The 26,411-nt window shown below is 63.4% G+C and carries 28 protein-coding genes; 10 read left to right on the top strand and 18 right to left on the bottom strand.

Annotated features, from left to right (window positions below):
- Positions 1-4: 4 nt before the first annotated feature.
- Positions 5-1,273 (bottom strand): metallophosphoesterase family protein, encoded by a 1,269-nt coding sequence (locus AC1RWL_RS19045; RefSeq protein WP_493096339.1) that lies wholly within the window; start codon positions 1,271-1,273, stop codon positions 5-7.
- Between the two features lie 229 nt (positions 1,274-1,502).
- Between AC1RWL_RS19045 and AC1RWL_RS19040 the strand changes: the two genes are divergently transcribed.
- Positions 1,503-1,994, top strand: a complete 492-nt coding sequence (locus tag AC1RWL_RS19040) for a MarR family winged helix-turn-helix transcriptional regulator (protein WP_369431685.1) — start codon at positions 1,503-1,505, stop codon at positions 1,992-1,994.
- 118 nt (positions 1,995-2,112) lie between these two features.
- Here the strand turns inward: AC1RWL_RS19040 and AC1RWL_RS19035 are convergent, their stop codons facing one another.
- The 6 genes from AC1RWL_RS19035 to AC1RWL_RS19010 form a co-directional block, all read right to left on the bottom strand.
- On the bottom strand, positions 2,113-4,308 hold the full coding sequence (locus AC1RWL_RS19035; RefSeq protein WP_493096340.1) for an esterase-like activity of phytase family protein: 2,196 nt from the start codon (positions 4,306-4,308) through the stop codon (positions 2,113-2,115).
- Between the two features lie 290 nt (positions 4,309-4,598).
- A complete protein-coding gene (gene hupB, locus AC1RWL_RS19030; protein ID WP_023516583.1) occupies positions 4,599-4,874 on the bottom strand; it encodes a DNA-binding protein HupB in 276 nt (91 codons plus the stop codon).
- A gap of 204 nt (positions 4,875-5,078) precedes the next feature.
- Positions 5,079-7,502 (bottom strand): endopeptidase La, encoded by a 2,424-nt coding sequence (gene lon / locus AC1RWL_RS19025; protein ID WP_493096341.1) that lies wholly within the window; start codon positions 7,500-7,502, stop codon positions 5,079-5,081.
- A gap of 416 nt (positions 7,503-7,918) precedes the next feature.
- On the bottom strand, positions 7,919-9,196 hold the full coding sequence (gene clpX, locus AC1RWL_RS19020; protein WP_256118946.1) for an ATP-dependent Clp protease ATP-binding subunit ClpX: 1,278 nt from the start codon (positions 9,194-9,196) through the stop codon (positions 7,919-7,921).
- A gap of 264 nt (positions 9,197-9,460) precedes the next feature.
- On the bottom strand, positions 9,461-9,826 hold the full coding sequence (locus AC1RWL_RS19015; protein WP_256118945.1) for an MmcQ/YjbR family DNA-binding protein: 366 nt from the start codon (positions 9,824-9,826) through the stop codon (positions 9,461-9,463).
- A 26-nt stretch (positions 9,827-9,852) separates the two neighbouring features.
- On the bottom strand, positions 9,853-10,485 hold the full coding sequence (locus AC1RWL_RS19010; protein ID WP_256118944.1) for an ATP-dependent Clp protease proteolytic subunit: 633 nt from the start codon (positions 10,483-10,485) through the stop codon (positions 9,853-9,855).
- Between the two features lie 273 nt (positions 10,486-10,758).
- Between AC1RWL_RS19010 and ggt the strand changes: the two genes are divergently transcribed.
- Positions 10,759-12,513, top strand: coding sequence for a gamma-glutamyltransferase (ggt, locus tag AC1RWL_RS19005; protein ID WP_493096342.1), 1,755 nt, complete (start codon positions 10,759-10,761; stop codon positions 12,511-12,513).
- Positions 12,514-12,515: 2 nt separating this feature from the next.
- Here the strand turns inward: ggt and AC1RWL_RS19000 are convergent, their stop codons facing one another.
- Positions 12,516-12,902 carry a type II toxin-antitoxin system VapC family toxin gene (locus AC1RWL_RS19000; protein ID WP_493096343.1) on the bottom strand — a complete coding sequence of 129 codons (387 nt, stop codon included), beginning with the start codon at positions 12,900-12,902 and terminating at the stop codon, positions 12,516-12,518.
- Positions 12,899-13,147 (bottom strand): type II toxin-antitoxin system Phd/YefM family antitoxin, encoded by a 249-nt coding sequence (locus AC1RWL_RS18995; RefSeq protein WP_493096344.1) that lies wholly within the window; start codon positions 13,145-13,147, stop codon positions 12,899-12,901. Before AC1RWL_RS18995 ends, AC1RWL_RS19000 begins: the two co-directional genes overlap by 4 nt.
- Positions 13,148-13,246: 99 nt before the next feature.
- On the opposite strand from AC1RWL_RS18995, the gene AC1RWL_RS18990 reads away from it, so the two are divergent.
- A complete protein-coding gene (locus AC1RWL_RS18990; RefSeq protein WP_493096345.1) occupies positions 13,247-14,497 on the top strand; it encodes a cytochrome P450 in 1,251 nt (416 codons plus the stop codon).
- Positions 14,498-14,645: 148 nt separating this feature from the next.
- Here the strand turns inward: AC1RWL_RS18990 and AC1RWL_RS18985 are convergent, their stop codons facing one another.
- Positions 14,646-15,446: an SDR family NAD(P)-dependent oxidoreductase gene (locus tag AC1RWL_RS18985; RefSeq protein WP_493096346.1), complete on the bottom strand. Its 801-nt coding sequence runs from the start codon at positions 15,444-15,446 to the stop codon at positions 14,646-14,648.
- 108 nt (positions 15,447-15,554) lie between these two features.
- Here AC1RWL_RS18985 and AC1RWL_RS18980 point away from each other — a divergent pair, with 108 nt between their 5' ends.
- Entirely contained in the window at positions 15,555-16,034 is a 480-nt protein-coding gene (locus AC1RWL_RS18980) for a MarR family winged helix-turn-helix transcriptional regulator (protein ID WP_493096347.1), read from the top strand.
- Here the strand turns inward: AC1RWL_RS18980 and AC1RWL_RS18975 are convergent.
- From AC1RWL_RS18975 to AC1RWL_RS18960, 4 genes are all read right to left on the bottom strand, one after another.
- Positions 16,031-16,375, bottom strand: coding sequence for a cupin domain-containing protein (locus AC1RWL_RS18975; RefSeq protein ID WP_319311714.1), 345 nt, complete (start codon positions 16,373-16,375; stop codon positions 16,031-16,033). The genes AC1RWL_RS18980 and AC1RWL_RS18975 overlap by 4 nt on opposite strands.
- A gap of 51 nt (positions 16,376-16,426) precedes the next feature.
- Entirely contained in the window at positions 16,427-17,710 is a 1,284-nt protein-coding gene (locus tag AC1RWL_RS18970) for an O-acetylhomoserine aminocarboxypropyltransferase (RefSeq protein WP_493096348.1), read from the bottom strand.
- 102 nt (positions 17,711-17,812) lie between these two features.
- Positions 17,813-18,241, bottom strand: a complete 429-nt coding sequence (locus AC1RWL_RS18965) for a CoA-binding protein (RefSeq protein ID WP_256118935.1) — start codon at positions 18,239-18,241, stop codon at positions 17,813-17,815.
- Positions 18,242-18,309: 68 nt separating this feature from the next.
- Positions 18,310-18,747 carry a CoA-binding protein gene (locus AC1RWL_RS18960; RefSeq protein WP_493096349.1) on the bottom strand — a complete coding sequence of 146 codons (438 nt, stop codon included), beginning with the start codon at positions 18,745-18,747 and terminating at the stop codon, positions 18,310-18,312.
- 251 nt (positions 18,748-18,998) lie between these two features.
- Between AC1RWL_RS18960 and AC1RWL_RS18955 the strand changes: the two genes are divergently transcribed.
- Positions 18,999-19,835 carry an EamA family transporter gene (locus AC1RWL_RS18955; RefSeq protein ID WP_493096350.1) on the top strand — a complete coding sequence of 279 codons (837 nt, stop codon included), beginning with the start codon at positions 18,999-19,001 and terminating at the stop codon, positions 19,833-19,835.
- Positions 19,836-19,838: 3 nt separating this feature from the next.
- On the opposite strand, the gene AC1RWL_RS18950 is transcribed toward AC1RWL_RS18955, so the two are convergent.
- Genes AC1RWL_RS18950 through AC1RWL_RS18940 form a run of 3 tightly spaced genes read right to left on the bottom strand, consistent with a single transcriptional unit; the run spans position 19,839 to position 21,285 of the window.
- Positions 19,839-20,165, bottom strand: coding sequence for a HigA family addiction module antitoxin (locus tag AC1RWL_RS18950; RefSeq protein WP_493096351.1), 327 nt, complete (start codon positions 20,163-20,165; stop codon positions 19,839-19,841).
- Entirely contained in the window at positions 20,140-20,418 is a 279-nt protein-coding gene (locus AC1RWL_RS18945) for a type II toxin-antitoxin system RelE/ParE family toxin (RefSeq protein WP_493096352.1), read from the bottom strand. The genes AC1RWL_RS18950 and AC1RWL_RS18945 overlap by 26 nt, the downstream gene beginning before the upstream one ends.
- A gap of 45 nt (positions 20,419-20,463) precedes the next feature.
- A complete protein-coding gene (locus tag AC1RWL_RS18940; RefSeq protein ID WP_493096353.1) occupies positions 20,464-21,285 on the bottom strand; it encodes an enoyl-CoA hydratase in 822 nt (273 codons plus the stop codon).
- A 138-nt stretch (positions 21,286-21,423) separates the two neighbouring features.
- Between AC1RWL_RS18940 and AC1RWL_RS18935 the strand changes: the two genes are divergently transcribed.
- The 5 genes from AC1RWL_RS18935 to argC all read left to right on the top strand — a co-directional run bounded on the left by AC1RWL_RS18935 (position 21,424) and on the right by argC (position 25,140).
- Positions 21,424-21,855, top strand: a complete 432-nt coding sequence (locus AC1RWL_RS18935) for a PaaI family thioesterase (protein ID WP_493096354.1) — start codon at positions 21,424-21,426, stop codon at positions 21,853-21,855.
- A 229-nt stretch (positions 21,856-22,084) separates the two neighbouring features.
- Positions 22,085-22,549, top strand: a complete 465-nt coding sequence (gene rplM / locus AC1RWL_RS18930; protein ID WP_256118930.1) for a 50S ribosomal protein L13 — start codon at positions 22,085-22,087, stop codon at positions 22,547-22,549.
- A gap of 2 nt (positions 22,550-22,551) precedes the next feature.
- On the top strand, positions 22,552-23,028 hold the full coding sequence (gene rpsI / locus AC1RWL_RS18925) for a 30S ribosomal protein S9 (RefSeq protein ID WP_256118929.1): 477 nt from the start codon (positions 22,552-22,554) through the stop codon (positions 23,026-23,028).
- A gap of 131 nt (positions 23,029-23,159) precedes the next feature.
- Positions 23,160-24,113, top strand: a complete 954-nt coding sequence (gene speB, locus AC1RWL_RS18920; protein WP_493158441.1) for an agmatinase — start codon at positions 23,160-23,162, stop codon at positions 24,111-24,113.
- A 94-nt stretch (positions 24,114-24,207) separates the two neighbouring features.
- A complete protein-coding gene (argC, locus tag AC1RWL_RS18915) occupies positions 24,208-25,140 on the top strand; it encodes an N-acetyl-gamma-glutamyl-phosphate reductase (RefSeq protein WP_493096356.1) in 933 nt (310 codons plus the stop codon).
- A gap of 172 nt (positions 25,141-25,312) precedes the next feature.
- On the opposite strand, the gene AC1RWL_RS18910 is transcribed toward argC, so the two are convergent.
- On the bottom strand, positions 25,313-26,392 hold the full coding sequence (locus AC1RWL_RS18910) for a COX15/CtaA family protein (RefSeq protein WP_493096357.1): 1,080 nt from the start codon (positions 26,390-26,392) through the stop codon (positions 25,313-25,315).
- Positions 26,393-26,411 lie beyond the last annotated feature (19 nt).

Here is a 26,411-nt window from a genome sequence, read left to right as displayed (position 1 = left end):
GCGCTCACACCCTCCCGTTTTCGCCGCCGAGGCGGGCGATCACGGCATCGGAGCCCTGCAAAGCGAGGTCGGACAAGAGCGCCTCTTCCGCCGCCTCGTCCGGTGCCAGCAGGCTGCGCGCTTCCTTCGGCAGTTGACGCAGGATGTCGGCGAGCGTCTCGCGCAGCTCTTCGCGATAGGCATGGTTCTGCACCACATCCTCATGCATCAGGCGCGACAGTTCGGTGAGCGGGCCGGCATCGGCACCGGCGGTCGCGAGCGGCACGGAAACGGCGAGTTCCACGGCCTCGATCCAGCATTCGCCGAGCGAGGACGCGATGTTCTGCAATTCGGCGGTGAGCAGGTCCTCGTCCCGGCGCAGGCGCCAGGCGAGCGGCGTGGCGCCCGTGAGCGCCAGGCGCGCGACGAGATGGGCGCCCTCTGCGGCCGCCCGCGCCTCTCCCAGCACGGCCTCGACGCGGTCGAGCATGCCGGGCCACTCGTCTATACCGGTGAGATCGACGGACAGCCGTTCGAAGACCGCGACGGCCACCCGGTGTTCCTCGCAGGTGATCGTGCCGTCCTCGGCGATCGTCGCGAGTGTCACGCCCTTCGGCCCGCCCTCGTTGATGTCGCGGCCCTGCGGATTGCCGGGCATGACGATCCACGGCTTTTCCAGATGCACGCGGCGCTGGTGGATATGGCCGAGCGCCCAATAGTCGAAACCGTGCGCGGAAAGATCGGCGATGCCGACGGGGGCGTAGGGATCGTGGCGGCTGGCACCGGCGAGGCTGGTGTGCATGAGACCGATATTGACGGCATCCGGCACCGGCGCGCGGAAGGTCGGCAACAGCGAGGCGGGCGCGTGCGGCTGGGCGAAGCTGACGCCATGCACATGGATTTCGCGGCCGCTTTCGAGCGTGCCGGCCTTCACCGGTTTTCCGCGGCCGTCGAAGACGTGCACGTTCGGCGGGAAGGTCAGTTCGCGGGTGATCTGCGACTGTGCATCGTGGTTGCCGCGGATGAGGAAGACGCCGATGCCGGCCGCCTCCAGCCGCCGCATCTGTCCCATCAGGAACAGCGCCGTCGCCATGGAGGTCTGCGAGCCGTCATAAAGGTCGCCGGCGACGATGACGGCGTCGACACGTTCGGAAATCGCGAGGTCTACAATGCGCTCCAGCGCCTTGCGCGTCGCGCCGCGCACGAGATCGCCGAGTTCGGCATTGCGCAGCGCGAGCGAGGTGAGCGGCGAATCGAGGTGGAGGTCGGCCGTGTGAATGAAGCGGAAAGGCATGGCCGGACAATCGCCTCAGGCCCCTTTCCGGTCAATGCTTGCAGCAACGCCGGCCGGGTTATGCAGGAAAGAAATCACCCTCCCCTGAAAAAGCCAGAGAAGAGAGGCGAAAAACGCATGTTGCCTGACCGTTCGCATTTACAGTCATCGTTCAATATCTATGATCAAATTATCCGAAAAACTTCACGATCATTTGACATGGTCCCTCATAATACCTATATTCCACCTCATGACTAGCACGATAGAAATCTCCCAGGGCATGTTCAAACTCTATCATCAGGTCAGCCGCCTGGTGAACGAGTGCATGATGGACGAAGGCGTGTCGCTCGCCCGCAGCAAGTTCCTGCTTTTGCTGGAATGTCAGGGCCCGCAGCGCTCGACAGACATTGCCTGCGCGCTCGGTTTCGCACCGCGCACGGTGACGGAAGCAATCGACGGGCTCGAGCGTGACAAGCTGGTGAAGCGCGAGCCGGACCCGAAGGACCGCCGCGCCAAGATCGTCTCCATTACGGATATGGGCCGGACCGTTATTTCGGCCGCCCAGCAGCCGCAGCACAAGATGATCGAGGCGATCTTCGCCGTCCTCACGGAAGAGCAGAAGCAGCAGCTGAAGGAAATCATCCGCTGCCTCAGCGAGAAGACCGATGAGCTGCAGCGCAGCCGGAACCAGCACGAGGCCGGCGACACTCCCCCCATCCGCCCCTTGCAGGCCGTCGGCTAAGCCGGACGGCAACCAAACCAAAAAGGCCGGGATCGCGAGATCCCGGCCTTTTCGTTTGCCTTTTCACAGGCAGGGTCCGGTGCCTCCCCCGCACGAGGAGGCACCGGAAAACCGTTACTTACATGGCGTTCATCGGGCCGATGCCGAAGAACAGCGTCTCGCCGGAAGAGTCGTCGACGCCGTCATTGTCGGTCACGACATAGCCGTTGCCGGCGGCGTCGATGGTGAAACCTTCGACCTTGTCGACGACGTAGCCGTTGGTGGCACCCTTCAGGTCGGGGATGAGGTCACGAACCTCTTCCTTCTTGACGACCGGCAGTTCGCCGCCGATCTTGCCCGGCTTCAGGTCGGCAAGCGCCACGCGGTAGAGCTTCTTCAGCTTGGCAGCCTGGCCGATCTGGTTGTCACGCTCGATGATGTAAGCGTAGTCGCCGTTCGCCGTGATTTCGGAAAGACCGACCCAGCCGGCTTCCGTCGTTTCGAGCGGGTAGCGCACGGCGCCCCATTCCTTCGACGAGGGCTTGTAGGAGACGAGCTTCACAAAGCCCTTCTCGTCATCGCCCCATTCGCGCTGCACGGCCATCCAGAGCGTCAGGTCGTCGCCTTCGCCGACGCTGGTGATGCCTTCGAAGCCGAAACGCTTCTCGCCGGCGCGCAGCTCGGCGGGGATGGCGATTTCCTTCTCGATGGCGCCCTTCTCGTTCACATGGATGATGGCGTGGCTGTAGAGCTTGTCGGCGTCGCCTTCGGAAGCGAGCCAGAAGCCACCTTCACCATCCGGCACCAGGCCTTCGATGTCGAGCTTCTGGGCGGCAGCGCCGGCGCGCGTGATGCGCAGCGCGTCGGTGATCTTGGCCGGCTTCGCGGTGGCGTCGATCGTGAAGATCGTCGGCTGCGAGGCGTAGACCGAGTCGTTGACGGCGTAGAGATGGCCAGCCTGGTCCTTGACCGGAGCGAGACCCGAGAGAGCGCCGAAGCCGATCAGTTCGCCATCCTTTTCGGTAGAGACGATCTGCGGATAGGCCGCTTCGCCTTCCGCACGCTCGAAGATCATGACGTGCGAGCGGGCAAGGCCGTCCTCGACGAGGTCGGTCTCGTTGGCGGTCACGAAGAGGTTGCGGCTCGGAATGGCGACGGCGCCTTCCGGACCGATGCCCGACGGCAGGAGCTGGAGAAGCTCGGGCTCGGCACCGGTGTCCTTGTAGACGCCGACGATCGAGGCGCGCTCGGCCAGCACGAAGAACAGGTTGTCGTCGCCGAACTTGGCGGCTTCCATGCCTTCCGGCTCGATGCCCTTCTTGTTGCGCGCGTCCGGATAGTGGCCGATCTTGGCAATCTCGCGCTCGAGGCCCGCGCCGTTCTCGTAGAGGACCTTGCCGGTCTTGTCGAAGATGGTGAAGCCGCGTGCGCCACCCTTCCAGTCGCCTTCATTGGCAACGACGAAACGGTTGTCGTCCAGCCACTTCACGGCGTCGGGCTCGCGGGCGACATCCTTCATCTCGCCGGTGAACTTGAGGGCGCCGTCCTTCTTGGTGTCGATGCCTTCCAGGTTGACGGTGCCGGCGGAGAAGTGGGTCTTCACGGTGCCGGTCTTGCCGTCGATGATGGCGATGTAGTTGTTTTCCTGGAGCGTGAGGGCAATCTCATCCAGGCTGTTGAAGGCGACGAATTCCGGCTCCGGATCGTCACCGGCGACGTCGGCAAGGCCGGTCAGCGTGACGTGCTTGATCGAACCGCAATCGACGACGCCGTCCTTCAGCGACAGGATGACGAGATCGCCGGCCGGCATCTGCGGGATGTCGCCGTCATTGACCTCTTCGTCGCGCTCGTTCTCGATGGCGATCGCGGCGAGCGTCTTGTCCTTGTTGAGTGCGATCGAGTCCGGCTGGCCGCCGAGGTCGCAGGTCGTGTCGATGGCCTTCGAGGCGAGATCGACCTGGGCGAGGATGCCCGACGGCTTGACGAAGCTTTCGCGCGTGTTGATGGCGACGAGCGCCTTGCCGGCCGCGATGGTGACCGAGGTCGGCTCGCCTTCGAAGGCCAGCGAACCGCCGGCCTTCGGGGCCTTGGCGTCGGTGATGTCGATGAAGCCGATCGCCTTGTTCGGGCTGTCGGAATAGACGAGCGTGTTGCCGTCTTCGGACGCTGTAATGATTTCCGAAGAGGTCGGCGTCGCCTTGTCCTTGCCTTCTGGCAGGTTGTCGGCAACGGCAAAGGATGCAATGCGATTGAATACAGGCTCGGCGCTGGCGGCAGAAGCTACCGATGCGGCGAGGACGGCTGCGAGCGCAGCAGTGATCGAACGGGTTTTCATGAAATCCTCCGGGATCCGGTCAAAAGGAACCCGGCGGTTCTGAGGCTTTCGTGTTACAGGCCGATGACAATTCAACGACGGCCGCACACCTCCACCCGGAAATAAAAAGGGGCCCGGAAGAACCGGGCCCCGACCCTGAAACTCAGGATTGGCGGCGGAGTGGATAACCGCTCTCTGCCCTGCAGCGCCAAGCGCCCCCAAGGGCGCGCCCCGGGCGCAGCAGAACTCTGGATGCCGCATCATGTCTGCCCGCACCTGTACGGATGCGAGGATCATGCAGCGGCATCGGATCAGCCGTTAACGGCGTCCTTCAGCCCCTTGCCGGCCGAGAACTTCGGCACGTTGCGTGCCGGGATCTCGATCTCGGCGCCAGTCGAAAGGTTGCGGCCCTTCGAAGCTTCACGACGCGATACGGAGAAATTGCCGAAACCGACCAGACGAACGTCGCCGCCGTTCTTGAGTTCGCCCTGGATCGTCTCGAAAACGGCGTCGACAGCAGATGCTGCGTCCGTCTTGGACAGGCCCGACTTCTCAGCCACTGCGGATACGAGTTCATTCTTGTTCATGTTTCCACCCCTTTCTTACGGTTTGAAACGACTCATACAAGTCGGGGGCAGAATACGCATCGCCCCTCGCCTCGCAAGAAAATTTCGTCGCAATCCCCTGAGAATCCGGGGTTTACACACGCTTTTCAACGAAAAAGACCGGCCCGAGGGCCGGTCTTTCCAGTTTCGCGCCAAAATACCGGATGCTTCACCCGGCGTTAAGGCTCAGTGCGCGATGGCGCCAAGGCCGTCTTCAGTCGATTCGACAGCCGGAACCTTGGTATCCTCGACGGTCCCGTCCCACTCGATCGGCTCGGGCCGGCGAATGAGCGCATGCTTGATCACCTCGCCCATGCGGGAGACCGGAACGATCTCCATGTTGTTCTTCACGTTGTCCGGAATGTCGGCCAGGTCCTTGGCGTTCTCTTCCGGGATCAGCACCTTCTTGATGCCGCCGCGAAGCGCTGCGAGCAGCTTTTCCTTCAGGCCTCCGATCGGCAGCACCCTGCCGCGCAGCGTCACTTCGCCCGTCATCGCGATATCCTTCGAGACCGGGATGCCGGTCATGATGGAAACGATGGCGGTCGCCATGGCGATGCCGGCCGACGGACCGTCCTTCGGCGTCGCACCTTCCGGCACGTGCACATGGATGTCGGTCTTGTCGAAGCGCGGCGGCTCGATGCCGAAATCGACGGCGCGCGAGCGGACGTAGGACGCCGCTGCCGAGATCGATTCCTTCATCACGTCCTTCAGGTTGCCGGTCACCGTCATGCGGCCCTTGCCACCGGGAAGGCTGACGCCTTCGATGGTGAGCAGCTCGCCGCCGACTTCCGTCCAGGCAAGACCCGTGACGACGCCGACCTGGTCCTCGCCCTCGGCTTCGCCGTGGCGGAAGCGCGGAACGCCGAGGAAGTCGTGGATGTTCTCCGCCGTGACCTCGACCTTCGCCGACTTGCCCTTGATGATCTCGGTGACCGCCTTGCGGCCGAGCTTCATCAGTTCGCGTTCCAGGTTACGCACGCCCGCCTCGCGGGTGTACTGCTGGACGACCGCCATCAACGCGCCGTCGGTGACCGAGAATTCCTTCGGCTGCAGCGCGTGGTCGCGGATCGCCTTGGGCAGCAGGTGCCGCTTGGCGATTTCCAGCTTTTCCTCTTCCGTGTAGCCGGCGATGCGGATCACTTCCATGCGGTCCATCAGGGGTGCTGGAATGTTCAGCGTGTTCGCCGTCGTCACGAACATGACGTTGGACAGGTCGTATTCGACTTCCAGGTAGTGGTCCATGAAGGTCGAATTCTGTTCCGGATCGAGCACCTCAAGCAGAGCCGACGACGGATCGCCACGGAAATCCATGCCCATCTTGTCGATTTCGTCGAGCAGGAAGAGCGGGTTGGACTTCTTCGCCTTCTTCATCGACTGGATGACCTTGCCGGGCATCGAGCCGATATAGGTGCGGCGGTGGCCGCGGATCTCGGCCTCGTCACGCACGCCGCCAAGCGCCATGCGGACATATTCGCGGCCGGTCGCCTTGGCGATCGATTTCGCAAGCGAAGTCTTGCCGACGCCCGGAGGGCCGACGAGGCACAGGATCGGGCCTTTGATCTTGGTCGAGCGGGCCTGCACGGCGAGATATTCGACGATGCGTTCCTTGACCTTGTCGAGGCCGAAATGATCCTCTTCGAGGACCTTTTCCGCAGCGTTGAGGTCGGTCTTGACCTTCGACCGCTTGTTCCACGGAATGCCGGTCAGCCAGTCGAGATAGTTGCGCACGACGGTGGCTTCCGCCGACATCGGGCTCATCTGGCGCAGCTTCTTCATCTCGGCATCCGCCTTTTCGCGGGCCTCCTTGGAGAGCTTGGCCTTGGCGATCTTTTCTTCCAGTTCGGCCATCTCGTCGCGGCCGTCCTCGCCGTCGCCGAGTTCCTTCTGGATCGCCTTCATCTGTTCGTTCAGGTAGTACTCGCGCTGGGTCTTCTCCATCTGGCGCTTGACACGCGAGCGGATGCGCTTTTCGACCTGGAGAACCGAGATCTCGCCTTCCATGAAGCCGAGCGCCTTTTCAAGCCGCAGCTTGACGCTCGTCGTCTCCAGCATTTCCTGCTTTTCGACGATCTTGATGGAGAGGTGCGAGGCGACGGTATCGGCGAGCTTCGAGTAGTCCTCGATCTGGCTCGCGGCACCAACGACTTCGGGCGAAATCTTCTTGTTGAGCTTCACGTAGTTCTCGAACTCGGAGACGACCGAGCGCGACAGCGCTTCGATCTCCACCGGGTCCTCGTCGGGCTCGACCAGCACATGGGCCATCGCCTCGTAGAATTCGTCGCGTTCGGTGTAGCCGTCGATCTCAGCGCGCGCACGGCCTTCGACCAGCACCTTGACGGTGCCGTCGGGCAGTTTCAGCAGCTGGAGCACGTTGGCGACGGTGCCGATGCGGTAAATAGCGTCGACTTCCGGATCGTCATCAGAGGCGTTGATCTGGGTGGCAAGCATGATCTGCTTGTCGGTGCCCATCACCTCTTCGAGCGCGCGGATCGACTTCTCGCGGCCGACGAACAACGGAACGATCATGTGCGGGAACACCACGATGTCGCGCAGGGGCAGGACCGGGAAGGCCGTCGATTCGTGCGGCGCAGACGTCTTTTTCGTCATGTCATTTCCTTTCAAACGTCCCGTTTCCGGGAACCAGTCCAATCGGCGCTTGGGGGCGCCGGGCCGGCGTTCTTTTCCATCCACAAGTGGCGTTCGGTTAACGCTTTTTCAAGCCCGGCTACGGAGTGCCCCACCCCGCACCAGGCCAGACGAACCAACGGAAGGAAGTGTAGTCTTCCGCGCTGTCGCGGAACTTGCGGCCTTCCCCCGGCAATGCGCCGGAGCATACGCGAGATACAGAATCAAAGTCTTTCATATTCGCTTGGCCCGCGACGTTTCGCAACGTCTTATAAGGCCGGCAGGCACTACATCATGCCCCGTCCGGGGCCTAGCGACCAGTCACGAAATGTCACGAGTTGACCCGGAAACGAAAAGACCCGCCGTGGCGGGTCTTTCCTCTCAGTGATTTGCGTCGATCAGGCCGAGACGTTGGCCTTCTCGTCGGAGCGCTCCGAGTAGATGTAGAGCGGGCGGGCCGAACCCTTGACCACCTCGTCGGAGATGACGACCTCGCGCACGCCTTCCAGCGTCGGCAGTTCGAACATCGTGTCGAGCAGGATCTTCTCCATGATCGAGCGCAGGCCGCGGGCACCGGTCTTGCGCACGATCGCCTTCTTGGCGATCTCGCGCAGCGCGTCCTCGTGGAAGGTCAGTTCGACGTCTTCCATCTCGAACAGGCGCTGGTACTGCTTGATCAGCGCGTTCTTCGGCTCGGACAGGATCTGGATCAGCGCATCCTCGTCGAGGTCTTCCAGCGTCGCCAGGACGGGCAGACGGCCGATGAATTCCGGGATGAGGCCGAACTTCACCAGGTCTTCCGGCTCCAGTTCGCGCAGAACCTCGCCGACGCGGCGATCTTCCGGCGAGCGCACCGTCGCGCCGAAGCCGATCGAGGTCTTCTCGCCGCGAGCGGAGATGATCTTGTCGAGGCCGGCAAAGGCGCCGCCGCAGATGAACAGGATGTTCGTCGTGTCGACCTGCAGGAATTCCTGCTGCGGATGCTTGCGGCCGCCCTGCGGGGGTACCGAAGCGACCGTGCCTTCCATGATCTTCAGAAGCGCCTGCTGCACGCCCTCGCCCGAAACGTCACGGGTGATGGACGGGTTGTCGGACTTGCGCGAAATCTTGTCGACTTCGTCGATATAAACGATGCCGCGCTGCGCACGCTCGACATTGTAGTCGGCCGCCTGAAGAAGCTTCAGGATGATGTTTTCCACGTCCTCGCCGACGTAACCGGCTTCGGTCAGCGTCGTGGCGTCGGCCATGGTGAAGGGCACGTCGATGATGCGGGCGAGCGTCTGGGCGAGATAGGTCTTGCCGCAGCCCGTCGGGCCGACCAGCATGATGTTCGACTTCGCCAGTTCCACGTCCGAGCCCTTGGCGGCATGCGCCAGGCGCTTGTAGTGGTTGTGCACCGCCACCGACAGGATGCGTTTGGCCTGCTGCTGGCCGATGACATATTCGTCGAGGACCTTGATGATGTCCTGGGGCGTCGGAACGCCGTCACGGGACTTGACCATCGAGGTCTTGTTCTCTTCGCGGATGATGTCCATGCACAATTCGACGCATTCATCGCAGATGAAGACGGTCGGTCCGGCAATCAGCTTGCGGACTTCGTGCTGGCTCTTTCCGCAGAAAGAGCAATACAGGGTATTCTTGGAGTCGCCGCCGTTGCTGCCGCTGACCTTGCTCATATCACTTTCCTTCCAGCACGCCGTTCATCTCCCGGAAGATGGCCGGACCACTCACACCGCCTTGCCGGAAGCGCTTTCGCGTCCTCCAAAGGCTCCAGGGGCACTGACCGGGCCGGGCGCAAGCCCGCCAACCGGTCGCAACGCATTCCCCGTTTAAACACCGAATGCTAAGCTGTCACAAATCAACATAGCATTAACGGCCAATATTACCGGCTTTGCTGCGCGGATAAAGCCCCGCGATCATTACAAATCGCACGATTGCGTTCATCCGCGCATTAAGCCAAGATCTGCGCGCGCCTTGCGCGTCAACTTGGCCGCAACCAAACCGTGACTTTCCCTTAGATAGTCACACAAGGCCGCGTCGTCCACTGATTCGCCCGTTTGCCGCTGTATCCACTTCATGCCCCGTGAGGCGAGATACGGCGCGGGCCGGCATCCGGGCTGCTCGCGCAGGATATCGAAGGCAAGCTCCGACACCTTGAACGTGACCCCCGGCAGTTCCGCCTCGCTCCATCCGGCGATGGCGAAAACCTTGCCACCGACCTTCCAGACATGCGCCCCGCCCCATTGCACGACATGGGTCGTGGCCGGGAGCGAAGCGCAAAAGGCGTTGTATTCGTCGAGCGTCATGGGTCGCGCAGTCCCCGACCCCGATGTTACGACGCGTCCACGCCCTCGATTGCCTCGCGGCTGGTGATGACGCGGTCGACCACACCCCAGTCCTTCGCCTCGTCGGCCGTCATGAAATGGTCGCGGTCGAGCGTCCGTTCCACTTCCTCATAGGTGCGGCCGCAGTGCTTGACGTAAATCTCATTGAGCCGACGCTTCATCTTGATGATGTCTTTTGCATGGCGCTCGATGTCGGACGCCTGGCCGGAGAAGCCGCCGGACGGCTGGTGAACCATGATGCGGGCGTTCGGCGTGGCGAAGCGCATGTCCTTGTGGCCGGCGGCCAGGAGCAGCGAGCCCATGGACGCGGCCTGGCCGATGCAGAGCGTCGACACGGCCGGGCGAATGAACTGCATCGTATCGTAGATCGCCATGCCGGACGTGACGACGCCGCCCGGCGAATTGATGTAGAGCGCGATCTCCTTCTTCGGGTTTTCGGCCTCGAGGAAGAGGAGCTGCGCGCAGACGAGCGTGGCGATGTGATCTTCGACGGGACCCGTCAGGAAGATGATACGCTCCTTGAGGAGACGCGAATAGATGTCGTAGGAACGCTCGCCGCGGTTGGTCTGCTCGACGACCATCGGCACCAGAGCCATGGCGGTATCTACGGGATTTCTCATATCAATCCTTCATCGGTGTGGCCCTGAAACCCTTCGCAAACGTTGGGAATCAGCAAGTTTCTTCTTCCCTACATAGAGTGTCAGGGTATCTGACTTCAAGACGGACGCGCGTTTTGCGGCGCTCTATGCCAGAATGGGGTTAACTGGCGCGACGCGGGAAAGCGATTTCCACAGATGCAGCGCCGACAGGGTGAAGGAAGGATGAATCCGGCCGGTCACCCTGCCCGCATTTCCCGGCGCCCCGCGCCCGCATTCCGACGGATGGAGACAGTCATGACGACACGATCTATCGCAGCCCTCGGGCTCCTTCTCGCAACCACCACCGGCGCATTCGCCCAGCAGGCCTCCGATACGGTCTCGCCGGAGCGCGCGACCGGCTTTTCCGCAGCCAAGGTCGTGACCGCGAAGGCGCATATGGTGGCCGCCGCGCATCCGCTCGCGGCCGAGGCCGGCGAAAAGGTCCTTGCCGCCGGCGGCAGCGCCATCGACGCCATGATCGCCGTCCAGACGGTGCTCGGCCTCGTCGAGCCGCAATCCTCCGGCCTCGGCGGCGGCGCCTTCCTCGTCTATTACGATGCCGGCACGAAGCGCATCACCACGCTCGACGGCCGCGAGACCGCGCCGATGGAGGCGACGCCAAAACTCTTCCTGGATGAGACGGGCCAGCCCCTCAAATTCTTCGATGCCGTCGTCGGCGGCCGCTCCGTCGGTACGCCCGGCACCGTCATGCTGATGCAGGAGGCGCACAACCGCTGGGGCCGCACGCCCTGGAAGGACCTCTTCGCCCCGGCCGAAAAGATCGCCCGCGACGGTTTTGCCGTCTCGCCGCGCCTCGCCAGCCTGATTGCCGCGGAAGGCGACAAGCTGAAGACCTTCGAATCGACGACGTCCTACTTTTTCGGTGCCGACGGCGCGCCGCTGAAGGCCGGCACGATCCTGAAAAACCCGGCCTATGCCGAAACGCTCTCCGCCATCGCGGCTGGCGGGGCGCCCGCTTTCTATACGGGCGCCATAGCCGAGGCGATCGTCGATACGGTGCGCATGTCCGGCAAGAATGCCGGCGTGCTGGCGCTTGCAGACCTTGCCAACTACCAGGTCAAGGAGCGGCGGCCCGTCTGCGTCTCCTACCGCGCGCTCGACATCTGCGGCATGGGGCCACCCTCTTCCGGCGCGGTCGCCATCGGCCAGATGCTCGGCCTGCTGGAGAATTTCGACCTTAAGGCGCTCGGCAAGGACAATCCGGAAAGCTGGCGGCTGATCGGCGACGCCCAGCGTCTCGCCTTTGCCGACCGCGAACGCTTTCTTGCCGACACCGATTTCGTGCCTTCGCCGATCAAAGGGCTTCTCGAAAAAACCTATCTCGGCGAACGGGCCAAGCTGCTTGACGGCGACAAGGCGCTGGGCGAGGATGCAGTTACATCCGGCAAGCCGGAATGGGACCACGCCTTCAACTTCGGCCGCGATGCCGCGATCGAACTGCCCTCCACCAGCCATTTCGTCATCGTCGACAAGGATGGCAATGTCGTCTCGATGACCACGACCATCGAAAACGGTTTCGGCTCCCGCCTGATGACCAACGGCTTCCTGCTCAACAACGAACTGACCGACTTCTCCTTCAAGACGCATGACGAGGGCATGCCCGTCGCCAACCGCGTCGAGCCCGGCAAACGCCCCCGCTCCTCCATGTCGCCGACCATCGTCATGAAGGACGGCAAGCCGCTGCTCGCCATCGGCTCGCCCGGCGGCAGCCAGATCATCGGCTATGTCGCGCAGGCGCTCGTCGCCTATATCGACTGGGGCATGGATGTCGGCGCCATCGTCGCCATGCCGCACGCCATCAACCGCTTCGGCCCCTACGACCTCGAAGCCGGCACCGATGCCGAAAAACTCGCCGAACCGCTGAAAGCCCTCGGCTACGAGGTCAAGATCGGCGACATGAACTCCGGCCTCCACGCCATCGAACTCACCGCCGACGGCCTGAAGGGCGCGGCCGACCCGCGGCGCGAGGGGGTTGCCGTGGGACAGTAGGGTCAGACGAGACGGATCGGGCCGGGATAGGATGCCAGACGCCGGTCGGCGGTGAGCAGCAGCAGACCTTCGGTTCGCGCCTGGGCGACCAGCATGCGATCGAATGGATCGTTGTGAATGCTCGGAAGGCCTGCCACCGCGATCGCGTGGGCGGCATTGATCGTCAATTCCTCGTAGCCGCTTTGGACAAGGGCGTGCCGGAAAAGAGACGCATCCACGGAGAAATCGGGCCGGTTCAAAGTCTGCTTGATCGCGACTTCCCAAAGGCTCGCGACGCTGAAGACCAGGACATTGTCCTGATCGGCCATCATCGTGACGGCCTCCGCGCTCAGGCGCTCAGGCCCTTCGGCGGCCCAGATCAAAAGATGGGTGTCGATCAGCAGCTTCATTTATCGCCCTGAAACATCTTCTCGATCTCTTCCTGACCCATCGTGTCGAAATCGTCCGGGGCCTTCAGCTGTCCCCGAAGGAATCCGAAGCGGCTCGGAGCGGTCTTCTCGATGGGTTCCTCCAATGGCACCACCCGCACCATCGGTTTCCCCGCCTTGGCAATAACGAAGGATTCGCCTTCCGCGGCCTGTTCGACGAGGCGCGAAAGATGGGTCTTGGCTTCATGAATGTTCACGACGCGCATCGTCACCTCCAATAGACTTAGTTTAGTAAACTTAGTCCACTGCCGCCCGAAAATCAAATTCCAGTTTTCCGCGGCACCGGAATGCGCTACCGATCCCCCATGACAACGCTCCCCTTCCCCTTTCTCTCCATCGATCCCGCCAGCCGTCGCGTCTCGCTCGACGCGCGCGATCCCGCTTTCTATCGTGATCCGAATCCGGTCTATGCCGCGCTGCATGCGCACTGTCCCACCTTCTACTGGGAAGAGCGAAAACGCTGGTATTTCACCGGCTATGACCATGTGAACGGCCTGCTACGCGACCGCCGTTTCGGGCGGCAGATCCTGCATGTGGCGACGCGGGAGGAGCTGGGACTGCCGGAGCCGCAGGATCATGTGCAGCATTTCGATGCGGCGGAGGCGTGGTCGCTTTTGGAGCTGGAGCCGCCGGAGCACACGCGGCTGCGCACGCTCGTCAACCGCGCCTTCGTCTCGCGCACGATCGAGCGGCTGACGCCGGAGATCGCCGCGCTTTGCCACCAGGCGATCGATCGTTTCGAGAAGGACGGCAAGGTCGAGCTGCTGGCGGCCTTCGCCGATATCCTGCCGGTGACGATGATCGCCCGCATGATCGGCATTCCGGACGAGATGGGGCCACAACTCCTGAAATGGTCGCATGCCTACGTGCGCATGTACATGTTCGGCCGCACGCAGGACGACGAGATCGCGGCCGACAGGGCGGCGAAGGAATTCGCCGACTATGTGCGCGGCGTTATCGCCCAGCGCCGGGCGGAACCGCGCGACGACCTGCTCTCGCACATGGTGCACACGGAGCATCGCGGCCAGCTGCTTACCGAAGACGAGCTGATTTCGACGACCATCGTGCTGCTCAATGCGGGACACGAGGCGACGGTGCACCAGATCGGCAATGCCGTGCGCAGCATCCTCGAAAACGGCGCCGACCCGTCCGTGATCTTCGCGGACGAGACGGCGACGGAGCGCACCGTTGAGGAATGCCTGCGCATTTCCGCGCCGGTGCATATTTTCGATCGTTTCGCGCTGGAGGATGTCGAGCTCGACGGCATCCAGTTCCGCCGCGGCGACAAGGTGGCGATGATCCTCGCCGCCGCCAATCTCGACCCGAAGAAGTTTTCCGATCCACTCGCCTTCAGGCCGGATCGCAACGAGGGCGCGAATCTCTCCTTCGGCGCCGGCATCCATTTCTGCATCGGCGCGCCGCTGGCGAGGCTGGAGCTTAATATCGCCCTGCCGATCCTGTTCCAGCGCCTGCCGGGGCTGAAGATCGCCCAAAAGCCCGTGGTCAAGGATGTCTACCATTTCCACGGGCTGGAGGCGCTGGACCTGACCTGGTGAGGCTCAGGACCGATCGACATTCAGTTCAGGCCGTGCCGAAAATGGTGAATTTCCGTGATCCGGAGCGCAGCGTACTTTCGGTACGTGAGCACCGGAAGCGCGGAAAATCGCCATTTGCAGGCCGGCATGGGCTGAGTGCCGATCGGTCCTAGGCGGCCGCGTAGCGCGTGGCCGGCTTGTTGTGCGAGATGTTCGGGCCGAGCGCCTGGCGCGTGGCTTCGTGCTTGTCCCAGTCCGCCTTTTCCGGCAGCGAGGGGATGGTGACGAGTTCGCCCTGGTCGAGGCCGGCGAGCGCCGCATCGACGAGATCGGCGACATCCATGACGCGGCTCTGGTCGAGCGTCTCGACGGAGCCGCCGGCCCGGTCGAAGATTTCCGTCCGCGTCAGGCCCGGCAGCACGGCCTGGAGGCGCACGCCGGTGCCGTCCAGCTCGCGGGCGAGCGACTGGGTGAAGGCGAGCACGAAGGACTTGGTGCCGCTATAGGTGCCGTTGAACAGTTCCGGGATGATGGCGACGGCGGAGGCGATGTTGACGATCGTGCCCTTCTTGCGCGCGACGAAGGCCTGTGCTGCGGCCACGGCCAGGCGGTTGGCGGCGGTCACGTTCAGCGCGATCATCGTGTCGAGATAGTCGATATCGTCGGCGAGAAGCGCGCCCTTCGGGCCGATGCCGGCATTGTTGACGAGGAGCGTGATCGCCGCGTCGTCGCGGATGCGGCGTTCGACGGTGCGGACATCCGCAGAGGCCGAAAGATCGGCGCGCAGCACGTCGACGGCAACGCCATGGTCCGCCTTCAGCTTTTCGGCGAGCGCCGCAAGCCGCGCTTCATCACGGGCGACGAGCACGAGGTCGTAGCCGCGGCGGGCGAGACGGTCGGCATAGGTGGCGCCGATACCGGCCGATGCGCCGGTCACGAGGGCGGTTCCAAGGTTCGTTGTGCGGGTCATGTCAGGTCTCCGGTTTGAATTTAGTGGTATATGCCACTATATTGGGAGCACTATCCGGGCTTGCAATAGGCCCGCGCGATTTTTATCGAGAGAGTAGCGAGGTGAGAGATGAGCGAAACCGACGGCGTCTGGCAGCACTGCACGAACAGCGCGATCCGCCGTGCCGCGCGGCAGCTCGGCCAGCTCTATGACGACCTGATCGAACCGAGCGGGCTGAAGGGCACGCAGTTTTCGCTGATGTCGCAGATCGCGCTAGCCGGCAAGGACGGCACGCCCCTGAAACCGCTTGCGGAGGGGCTGGTGATGGACCTTTCGGCCCTCGGCCACACGCTGAAGCCGCTGACGCGCGACGGGCTGGTCGAACTCATCCCCGACGAGCGCGACGGGCGCGTGAAGCGCGCGCGGCTGACGCCGCTGGGTGCGCAAAAGCAGGAAGAGGCGTTGGCGCTCTGGCATAACGCGCAGGGGCGCTTCGACGCCGTGTTCGGCGCCGAGCGTTCGGCCGAGATGCGCAGCCTGCTCGGGCTTATCTCGACGCCCGACTTTGCAAAGGCCTTCCGGGCGGCCAAGCAGAAATCCGACGATTAGAGTCGGATGACGTAGTCCTTGCGAGTCGTTTCAACGACTTCCCAGCTTCCCTTGAAGCCGGGCCTGAGGATCAGCCGGTCGCCGGCCTTGAGGTGAAAGGTCTCGCCGTCGTCGGAGGTGACGATCGAACGGCCTTCGAGGATGTGGAAATATTCCCACTCGTCATATTGGATGCGCCATTTTCCCGGCGTCGATTGCCAGATGCCGGAATAGATGCCGCCCTCGGCCTCCTCGATGTTCCAGCTCGTGAAGACCGGATCGCCGGAAATCAGCCGGTCCGCGGCCGGCCGGCCCTCTTCCGGCACGATGCCGGAAATGTCGAAGGGTTGCGCTTTGCTCATGCTTGCTCCTTGGGAAGGATGCGGGCGGCCTGAAAGACCGCCCGGAAGGTATCAGGCCTTGGCCAGCGCCTGTTCGATATCCGCGATGATGTCGGCGACGTCCTCGATGCCGATCGACAGGCGAACGACATCCGGCCCGGCGCCGGCCGCGACCTGCTGCTCTTCCGAGAGCTGGCGGTGCGTCGTGGAGGACGGGTGGATGACAAGCGAACGCGTGTCGCCGATATTGGCGAGGTGCGAAAGCATTTCGAGGCCCTCGACGAAGCGCTTTCCGGACTCGTAGCCGCCCTTCAGGCCGAAGGTGAAGACGGCGCCCGCGCCCTTCGGCGAATAGCGCTGCTGCACGCCGTGGTTCGGGTCGTCGTCCAGACCGGCATAGGTGACCCAGGAGATTTTGTCGTGACCCTTCAGCCATTTGGCGACGGCGAGCGCATTGTCGCAATGGCGCTGCATGCGCAGCGGCAGGGTCTCGATGCCGGTCAGGATCTGGAAGGCATTGAACGGCGAGATGGCGGGGCCGAAGTCACGCAGGCCCAGCACGCGGCAGGCGATAGCGAAGGCGAAATTGCCGAAGGTCGCGTGCAGCACCATGCCGGCATATTCCGGGCGCGGCTCAGAAAGGGCCGGATATTTGCCCGAGGCCGTCCAGTCGAAGGTGCCGCCATCGACGATGACGCCGCCCATGGAATTGCCGTGGCCGCCCATGAACTTGGTCAGCGAATGCACGACGATATCGGCGCCGTGTTCCAGCGGGCGCACGAGATAGGGCGTCGCCATGGTGTTGTCGACGATGAGCGGCAGGCCGTGGCGGTGTGCCACTTCGGCGATGCCGGCGATGTCGACGAAGGTGCCGCCCGGGTTCGCCAGGCTCTCGATGAAGATCGCCTTGGTCTTGTCGTCGATCTGGCTTTCGAAGGAGGAAAGATCGCTCGTATCGGCCCAGCGCACATGCCAGTCAAAGCTCTTGAAGGCATTGCCGAACTGGTTGACCGAGCCGCCATAGAGCTGGCGGGCCGAGATGAAATTGTCGCCTGGACGCATGATCGTGTGGAAGACGAGGAGCTGTGCCGCGTGGCCCGAGGCGACAGCGAGCGCCGCCGTGCCGCCTTCGAGCGCTGCCACGCGCTCTTCGAGCACGGCCTGCGTCGGGTTCATGATGCGGGTGTAGATATTGCCGAAAGCCTGCAGGCCGAAGAGCGAGGCGGCGTGGTCCGTATCGTTGAAGACGAAGCTGGTGGTCTGGTAGATCGGCGTCGCGCGGGCACCCGTCGTCGGGTCCGGCTGGGCGCCGGCATGGATGGCGAGCGTGGAAAATCCGGGCTTGTTCTTCGTCATGAAATGGCCTCCCTGGCTGAAGTCGGGCGCACTATTTCAGAGGGATAGGGGCCGGTCAAAGGAAGTTTTCTGGCGCGACAATACGCGTCGCGCGCGCAAAATTCAGGCGACTAGGCGCGGATATTCGATCGCCGGGCAGCGATCCATCACCACCTTGATGCCCGAAGCTTCCGCCGTTGCGGCCGCCTCGTCGTGCCGCACGGAAAGCTGACCCCAGATGACCTTCGGCAGAGGAGAGAGCGCCAGCGCTTCCTCGACGACCGACGGCAGCGCATCGGCCGCGCGAAAAACGTCGATCATGTCGATCGGCTCGACGATGTCGGCAAGGCGGGCGACGACGGGCTGGCCGAGGATTTCCTTGCCGGCCTGGCCGGGATTGACCGGGATGACGCGATAGCCCTTGCGCAGCAGGAAAGCCATCACCCGATGGCTCGGCCGCTCCGGGTTCGGCGAGGCGCCGACGAGCGCGATCAGCTTTGTCGAGCGCAGGATGTCGGCGATGTAATAGTCCGGATAGGAATCATGGTTCATAGCGTTATCCCGTCTTCTCCGGGGAGAATTGGGGTAACGCTGCGTGAAGTCAATATTATTGACAACCGTCAGGATGCCTTGAGCATCAGCACCGGATATTCCGTTACCGGGCAGCGATCCATGACGACCTGGATGCCGGCGGCTTCGGCACGCGCCGCCGCCGCATCGTCGCGCACGGTGAACTGGCCCCAGATGACCGCGGGCAGCGGGCTGAGCGCCAGCACCTCGTCGACCACCGCCCCGAACTGGCTGGCCGCGCGAAAAACATCGACCATGTCGATCGGCTCGGGGATATCGGCGAGATGGGCGTAGACGGTCTGGCCGAGGATGGTTTTGCCGGCATGGCCGGGGTTCACCGGAAAGACGCGATAGCCCTTGCCGAGCAGGAAACCCATCACCCCATGGCTCGGCCGCCCGTCGTTCGGCGAGGCGCCCAGCACGGCGATGGTGTGCACGGATTTGAGGATATGGCGGATATAGCTGTCGGCATAGTGATCGTGGTTCATCGCTGCCTCCTCCGGCGTTGGCGACCGTCTCTCACACGTCTTCCAATTACAGATATTAGCGCAGAACCTTAAAGAAGACGACCGGCCGGGTGCCCGCAAAAGCCTTCGAATTGTGCCAATCCGGATCACATTTCGGGGTTTCACCGTTCCCACTGGTCGAAATCGCTGAAAATGCCGATTGCAAATCGCCGGCTTTGCGCAGATGAAGGGGCCAACTCCCCATCTGCCTGCCCGCCCCCCGAGGTTCCAGATTGCCGCTAGACGTCCTTTTTCTCGTGCTGTTCGGCGCGGCTCTGCATGCGGTCTGGAATGCGCTGGTCAAATCCGGCACGGACAAGTCGCTCGATGCCGCCATGGTCTCGCTCGGCGGCGGCATGGTCGGGCTTGCCTGCCTGTGGCTGGTGCCGCTTCCCCATCCCGAGGCCTGGCCGTTCATTTTGACCTCGGCCGTCCTGCAATTCGCCTATTTCCAGCTCGTCGCGGCGGCCTACCGGGCGGGCGACATCGGCCTCGTCTATCCGCTGATGCGCGGCGCCGCCCCCCTTCTCGTCGCCACCACCAGCGGCCTCGTGCTCGGCGAGCACCTGACGCCCACGGCCATGGCCGGCGTGCTGGTCATCTCCGCCGGCGTGCTGACGCTCGCCTTCGAATCGCGCCACGGCAGCCGGCGCGCCATCGTCTTCGCGCTGGCAAACGCCGTCGTCATCGCGAGCTACACCTTCGTGGATGCCGCCGGTGCACGCGCCTCGGGCAATGCCATCTCCTATACGCTCTGGATGTCGCTGCTGCCGCCGGTCCTGCTGTTCGGCTGGGCCGTCTCGCAGCGCGGCGCCACCCCCGTCTGGAACCACGTGCGCCGCAACTGGATCCGCGGCCTCCTCGGCGGCGGCGGCTCCATCGCCTCCTACGGCCTCGCCCTCTGGGCCATGACAAAAGCCCCCGTCGCGACCGTCGCAGCCCTACGCGAAACCGCCATCCTCTTCGCCCTCCTCATCTCCGTCTTCATCCTCAAGGAGAAAGCCAGCATCTGGCGCTACATCGCCGGCGCGGTGATTGCCGGTGGGGTGCTGGTGCTGAAGCTGGCTTGAGCGTCACGCCGCCGTCTGCGCCGGCAGGACCTCTCGCAGGATCTTTTCGCCACCCGTACGCTGTGCGACCGCAAGATCGTAAGCGGCCTGCAAGCCGAGCCAGAACTGTGGATCGTTTCCGAAATAACGCCCCAGGCGCAGTGCTGTATCGGCGGAAACGCCTCGTTTTCCGTTCAGTATCTCCGACACCCGCCCGGAATTGATCCGCAGCGCAAGCGCAAGCGCATTGCCGCTCATTTGGCGCGCTTCCAGTTCCTCCTTCAGGATCGAACCGGGATGGACCTCGAACATTGGCTTTCTCCAATCAATGATAGTCAACGATCTCGACATCGTAGGCGTCTCCGTTCTCGAAGCGGAAACAGAGGCGCCACGGTCCGTTGATCGTCATGGCCCATTGGCCCTTGCGGTCACCGCTCAGCTTGTGAAGCCCGATCGATTTCAGTGGTGAAATGTCATCGAGACTTCGCGCCGTGTTCAGAACGTTCAGGCGTGCCATCGCCCTTGCGGCGTCGAGCCCGGAAAATCGGGACTTTCGAGCCTCGATGAACTGCCTTGTCGCCGTGTCCGCAATGGACTTGATCATCCGGTCAGCATACTACGCTTTCCGATGCACATCCAGCGGAAAGCCTCAGCGCTTTCCCCACTCCGGCATGCGTTTGTCGAGAAAGGCGCCGATTCCCTCTTTCGCGTCGTCCGCGAACATGTTGTCGACCATCGTCGCCACGGCCACGTAATAGGCATCCGACAGCGGCAGGCCGGCCTGGGCGCGCATGGCGGCTTTGCCGATGCGGAGCGCCTGGGGCGACTTGGAGGCGATGACGGCGGCGTATTTGTCGACGACCTGGCGGAGGTATTGCTGGGGCACGATGCGGTTGACGAGGCCGAAATCCTTGGCGGTCGAGGCGTCGATCGTTTCGCCGGTCAGCAGCATTTCCATCGCTTGCTTGGGATGCGCGGCGCGGGTGACGGCGACCATGGGCGTCGAGCAGAACAGGCCGATATTGACGCCGGGCGTGCAGAAGGTGGAGGTGTCGGTGCAGATGGCGAGGTCGCAGCTTGCGACGAGCTGGCAGCCGGCGGCCGTCGCGAGGCCGTCGATCTCGGCCACCACGGGCTGCGGCAGCGCGGCGATCTTCAGCATGAGATCGGCGGCCATGCGCATGGTCTTTTCGAAGAAGGCGCGGCCGCCGTCCGGATCGCTGCGGCGCGCCGTCATTTCCTTGAGATCGTGGCCGGCCGAAAAGACTTTTCCGGTCGAGGCGAGAATGACGATGCGGATCGCCTCGTCGGCGGCAGCGGCATCGAGCGCCGCACTGAGCGCTTCCATGACGGTAATGGAGAGCGCGTTGGCCGGCGGATTGTTCAGCGTGATCCGGAGGATGGGCTCGAAGCGCTCGACCTTTACCGGATTGGCCGGCTCCTCTTTCCTGAACGACACCACATCCGCCATGACCGGCCTCCTTCGCTGTTCGATTTTGCGGTCCTACGCCTCGCGGCAGACAGTTTCAAGCGTTGCGCCATAGACTTTGAGGGGGCTTGCCGCGGCCGGCAAATCGGTCTGTAAACGCAGGCGACAGGAGACGTGCCGATGAAACTGACGCCGATCATGGACCCGGAAGCGCTGAACCGCTTCCTCGAAGCCGATTTTCCGCAGCTTCATACGGACGGCAAGGTTTTCGAGGTGATGGAGGTGCATCCCGGCGGAATCGTCATGCGCCTCATGCCCAATGAACGACACCTGCGCCCCGGCGGCACGATCTCCGGCCCCACGCTCTTTGCGCTTGCCGATGTTGGCGCCTGGTGCGCGGTGCTGGCGCATATCGGGCCGGTGGCGCTCGCCGTCACCACCAATCTCAACATCAATTTCCTGCGCAAGCCGGCGCCCGGCCCCCTCTCCTGCACTTGCCGGATCCTGAAGCTCGGCAAGCGGCTCGCGATCGTCGAAGCGTCGATTTTCGACGAGGATGCCGAGGATCTGGTGGCGCATGCCACCGCGACCTACTCGATTCCGCCACGATAATTTGTGGTATCAAAATACCGTATAAGCAAGCCATTGTTTTTGCTATACTATCTTTGACGCCGCTCGGATCGCGTCTCTTGACGCCCAAGCAGCACTCGCTTATAAGCCGCCCAGATCGCGGTCCTTTGGGGCCGCTTTCGATTTTTGGCGTCCGCAAGGGGCCAAACCAAGCAACAAAAAGCGCCCAAAGCCGCAAGGTTTCGGGACCCCTAAAGAAAGAGCTACTCCCATGGGAACCTTCGTACAGAAGCCCGCCGAGGTAGAGAAGAAGTGGATCCTCATCGACGCCGAAGGCCTCGTTGTCGGTCGCCTCGCTACCCTGATTGCAAACCGCCTGCGCGGCAAGCATAAGGCAACCTTCACCCCCCACGTCGACGACGGTGACAACATCATCGTTATCAACGCCGAGAAGGTCGTCTTCACCGGCAAGAAGTATTCCGACAAGACGTATTACTGGCACACCGGTTATCCGGGTGGCATCAAGGAGCGTACGGCTCGCCAGATCATCGAAGGCCGCTTCCCGGAGCGCGTTCTCGAGAAGGCTGTCGAACGCATGGTTCCGCGCGGTCCGCTCGGCCGTCGCCAGATGAAGAACCTGCGCGTCTATGCCGGCTCCAACCATCCGCATGAAGCCCAGCAGCCCGTCACCCTCGACGTCGCCAAGCTGAACAGCAAGAACACAAGGAGCGCCTGATCATGGCCGACCTCTCCTCGCTCAAGGACCTCGGCGTCGCTGCCGCAGCTCCCGCTGCCTCCGCCCCGGTTCACGTCAAGAAGGTTGACGCCCAGGGCCGCTCCTACGCCACCGGCAAGCGCAAGAACGCTGTCGCCCGCGTATGGGTCAAGCCGGGCTCCGGCAAGATCACCGTCAACGGCAAGTCTTTCGAGACCTACTTCGCCCGTCCGGTTCTGCAGATGATCCTGCAGCAGCCGATCATCGCGGCTGCCCGTGACGGCCAGTTCGACATCGTTGCCACCGTCGCTGGCGGCGGTCTGTCCGGCCAGGCCGGTGCCGTTCGTCACGGCGTCTCCAAGGCACTGACCTACTTCGAACCGGGCCTGCGCGCGGTTCTGAAGAAGGGCGGCTTCCTGACCCGCGATTCGCGCGTCGTCGAACGCAAGAAGTACGGCAAGGCCAAGGCCCGCCGTTCGTTCCAGTTCTCCAAGCGTTAATCGCTCGGACGATTTTGGGTTCAGGAAAGGCCGGGGTTCGCCCCGGCCTTTTTCGTTTTCGGCGCGTAGAATCCCTCTTGCCTTAAAGCCCGCGATTGGCGAACGTCCGGCCAGATTTCGGAGGGAATTTCATGGCCAACAAGACGATCGACCACGCCATCACGGCAAAATCGCTGAAGAGCGCTGCCTCGGACCCGACCCATGCCGGCATCCTCTCCTTCATGCGCCGGCGCTATTCGAAGGTGCTGAAGGATGTCGACGCGGTCGTCTGGGGCATTCCCTTCGATGCCGCGACCTCCAACCGCCCCGGCACGCGCTTCGGGCCGCAGGCGATCCGCCGCGCTTCGGCGATCATGGACAACGATCCGCAATATCCCTTCGAGCGCGACCTCTTCGAGGACATGGCCGTCATCGACTATGGTGATTGCCTGCTCGACTACGGCAACCACCAGAAGACGCCGGGGACGATCGAGCGCGAGGCGAAGAAGATCCTAAAATCCGGCGCCTATATGCTGACGCTCGGCGGCGATCATTTCATCACGCTGCCGATCCTGCGCGCGCATGCCGAAAAATATGGCCCGCTGTCGCTCGTCCAGTTCGATGCGCACCAGGATACCTGGGCGGACGAAAAGGGCCGCATCGACCATGGCTCCTTCGTCGGCACCGCCGTGCGCGAAGGGCTGATCGATGCGGAGACGTCGATCCAGATCGGCATCCGCACCCATGCGCCCGAGGATTGCGGCATCCGCATCCTTTACGGCTACGAAGTGGAGGAGATGACGGCCGGCGAACTCGCCGATACGATCGTCCACCACGTCGCCGACCGCGCGACCTACCTTACCTTCGACATCGACTGCCTCGACCCGGCCTATGCGCCCGGCACCGGCACGCCGGTCTCCGGCGGCCCGTCGAGCGCGAAAATCCTGTCGGTGCTGCGCAAGCTCGGCGCGCTGAATGTCGTCGGCTCGGATGTCGTCGAGGTTTCGCCGGCCTATGACCATGCCGACATTACCGCCATCGCGGGCTCGACCATCGCCATGTACATGCTGGGGCTGCATGCCGCGCAGCTGGCGGAACGACGCTGAACCGTCGGCATTGAATGCGACAAAACAAGCCGCTATATCGGGCCGACCCTCGCGGGCGGTCCGCGGCGCATGCATTGACAGGATGGGATTCCAGATGAAACCGAAGATCTTCATCGATGGCGAACACGGCACGACGGGCCTGCAGATCCGCACGCGCATGGCCGGCCGCAGCGATGTCGAGCTTCTGTCGATTCCGGAAGCCGAGCGGCGCAATGCGAAGCTGCGCGAAGACATGCTGAACGATGCCGACGTCGCCATCCTCTGCCTGCCGGACGATGCGGCGAAAGAAGCCGTGGCCATGGTCGCCGGCAACAATTCCGTGCGCATCATCGACACTTCGACCGCGCACCGCGTGCACCCCGACTGGGCCTACGGCTTCGCCGAGATGGACCGTGCGCAGCCGAAGAAGATCGCAGACGCCCGCTACGTCGCCAATCCCGGCTGCTACCCGACGGGCGCCATCGGCCTTATCCGCCCGCTGCGCCTCGCCGGCATCCTACCCGAGGACTATCCGGTTACCGTCAATGCGGTTTCCGGCTATACCGGCGGCGGCAAGCAGATGATCGCGCAGATGGAAGATGCCGCACATCCCGAGCACATCTCGTCGCCCCACTTCCTCTATGGCCTGCCGCTGAAGCACAAGCATGTGCCGGAGATGCAGGTGCACGGCATGCTGTCGCGCGCACCCCTCTTCTCGCCGTCGGTCGGAAAATTCGCGCAGGGCATGATCGTCCAGGTGCCGCTCTATCTCGCGGACCTCAACGATCACGCCTCGCTCGGCTCCATCCATGAGGCCCTCGCCGCCCACTATACCGGCCAGGACATCGTCGAGGTTGTCGACCTCAAGGAAAGCGCCGCGCTCCCCCGCGTCAACGCCGTGGAACTCGCCGATACCGACCGCATGAAGCTCTACGTCTTCGGCACCGCCGGCGCCCCCCACGTCAACCTCGTCGCCCTGCTCGACAATCTCGGCAAGGGCGCCTCGGGGGCTGCGGTGCAGAACATGGATCTGATGCTGCGGGGCTGATCACCCCTTATCCGCCTGCCGGCACCTTCTCCCCGCAAGCGGGGCGAAGGGATGCGCGGCGATGTTTTCCTGAATCTTTAACGTGCGATTTTGCAGGAAGGCCGAGCGGCATGCCCCTTCTCCCCGCTTGCGGGGAGAAGGTCGCGGCAGCGGGATGAGGGGCTGGCCTTTCCTACCGCTCATACTCCCCGACAAACCCGCGCCAGTGCGCGACCGCGAACCCCAGCACGATCAGCGCGCCGCCCTGATGCGCCAGCGCCCAGCCGAGCGGCACCTGCCAGACCAGCGTCAGGATGCCGATCGTTGCCTGGAGACAGATGAGGGCGAAGAGGACGAGGGCGCGGCGGGCGTGGGTGGTTTGGGGGGAGGCGCGGAGCGACGAGAGCATGTGGATGAAGACGAGCGCGAAGAGCACGTAGGCGCCGATGCGGTGGACGAACTGCACGGTCTTCGGATTTTCGAAGAGGTTGATCCACCAGGGCTGCTGGAGGAAGAGGCCGCCGGGCACGACGGCGCCGTCCATCAGCGGCCAGGTGTTGTAGGAAAGGCCGGCGTCGAGGCCGGCGACGAGCGCGCCGAGATAGATCTGGAAGATCGCCATGCAGGCGATGATGCCGGCCATGCGCTGCGAGGTCGCTGTCGGGGCCGGATCGTCGCTGTGCGGCGAGAGCGCGCGCATCAGCCATGTGGTCCAGGCGAAGATCAGACAGGCGATGGTGAGGTGGGTGGCGAGCCGGTACTGGCTGACGGAGACGCGGTCGGCGAGGCCTGAGGAGACCATCCACCAGCCGATGAAGCCCTGGAAACCGCCGAGCGCCAGAAGGCCGACGAGCGGCCAGCGCAGTTTCTTCTCGATGCGGCCGGTCAGCCAGAAGAAGGCGAGCGGCACGGCGAAGACGAAGCCGATGGAGCGCGCGATCAGCCGATGCGCCCATTCCCACCAGAAGATCGTCTTGAACTCGTCGACGGTCATGCCCTTGTTGATCTGCTCATATTGCGGAATGCGCTTGTAGAGGTCGAATTCCTCCTGCCATTCGGCTGCGGTGATCGGCGGGATGACGCCGTGGATCGGCTTCCATTCGGTGATGGAAAGCCCGGATTCGGTGAGCCGCGTCGCGCCGCCGACGAGCACCAGCACGAACAGCGTGAACAGCACGAAGCCCAGCCACCGGCGCACCTGGCGGCGGTTGCGATCGGTCCTGTCCATGTCGTAGTCACTGCGGTATGCGGTCGCGGTGGTGGCGGTCATCATAACTGCTCCTTGTCTTGGC

The organism is Shinella sp. GW821-FHT10F02 (assembly GCF_058809275.1).
The sequence above is the reverse complement of the archived record's forward strand: the minus strand, read 5'-3'. Positions and strand labels throughout refer to the sequence as shown.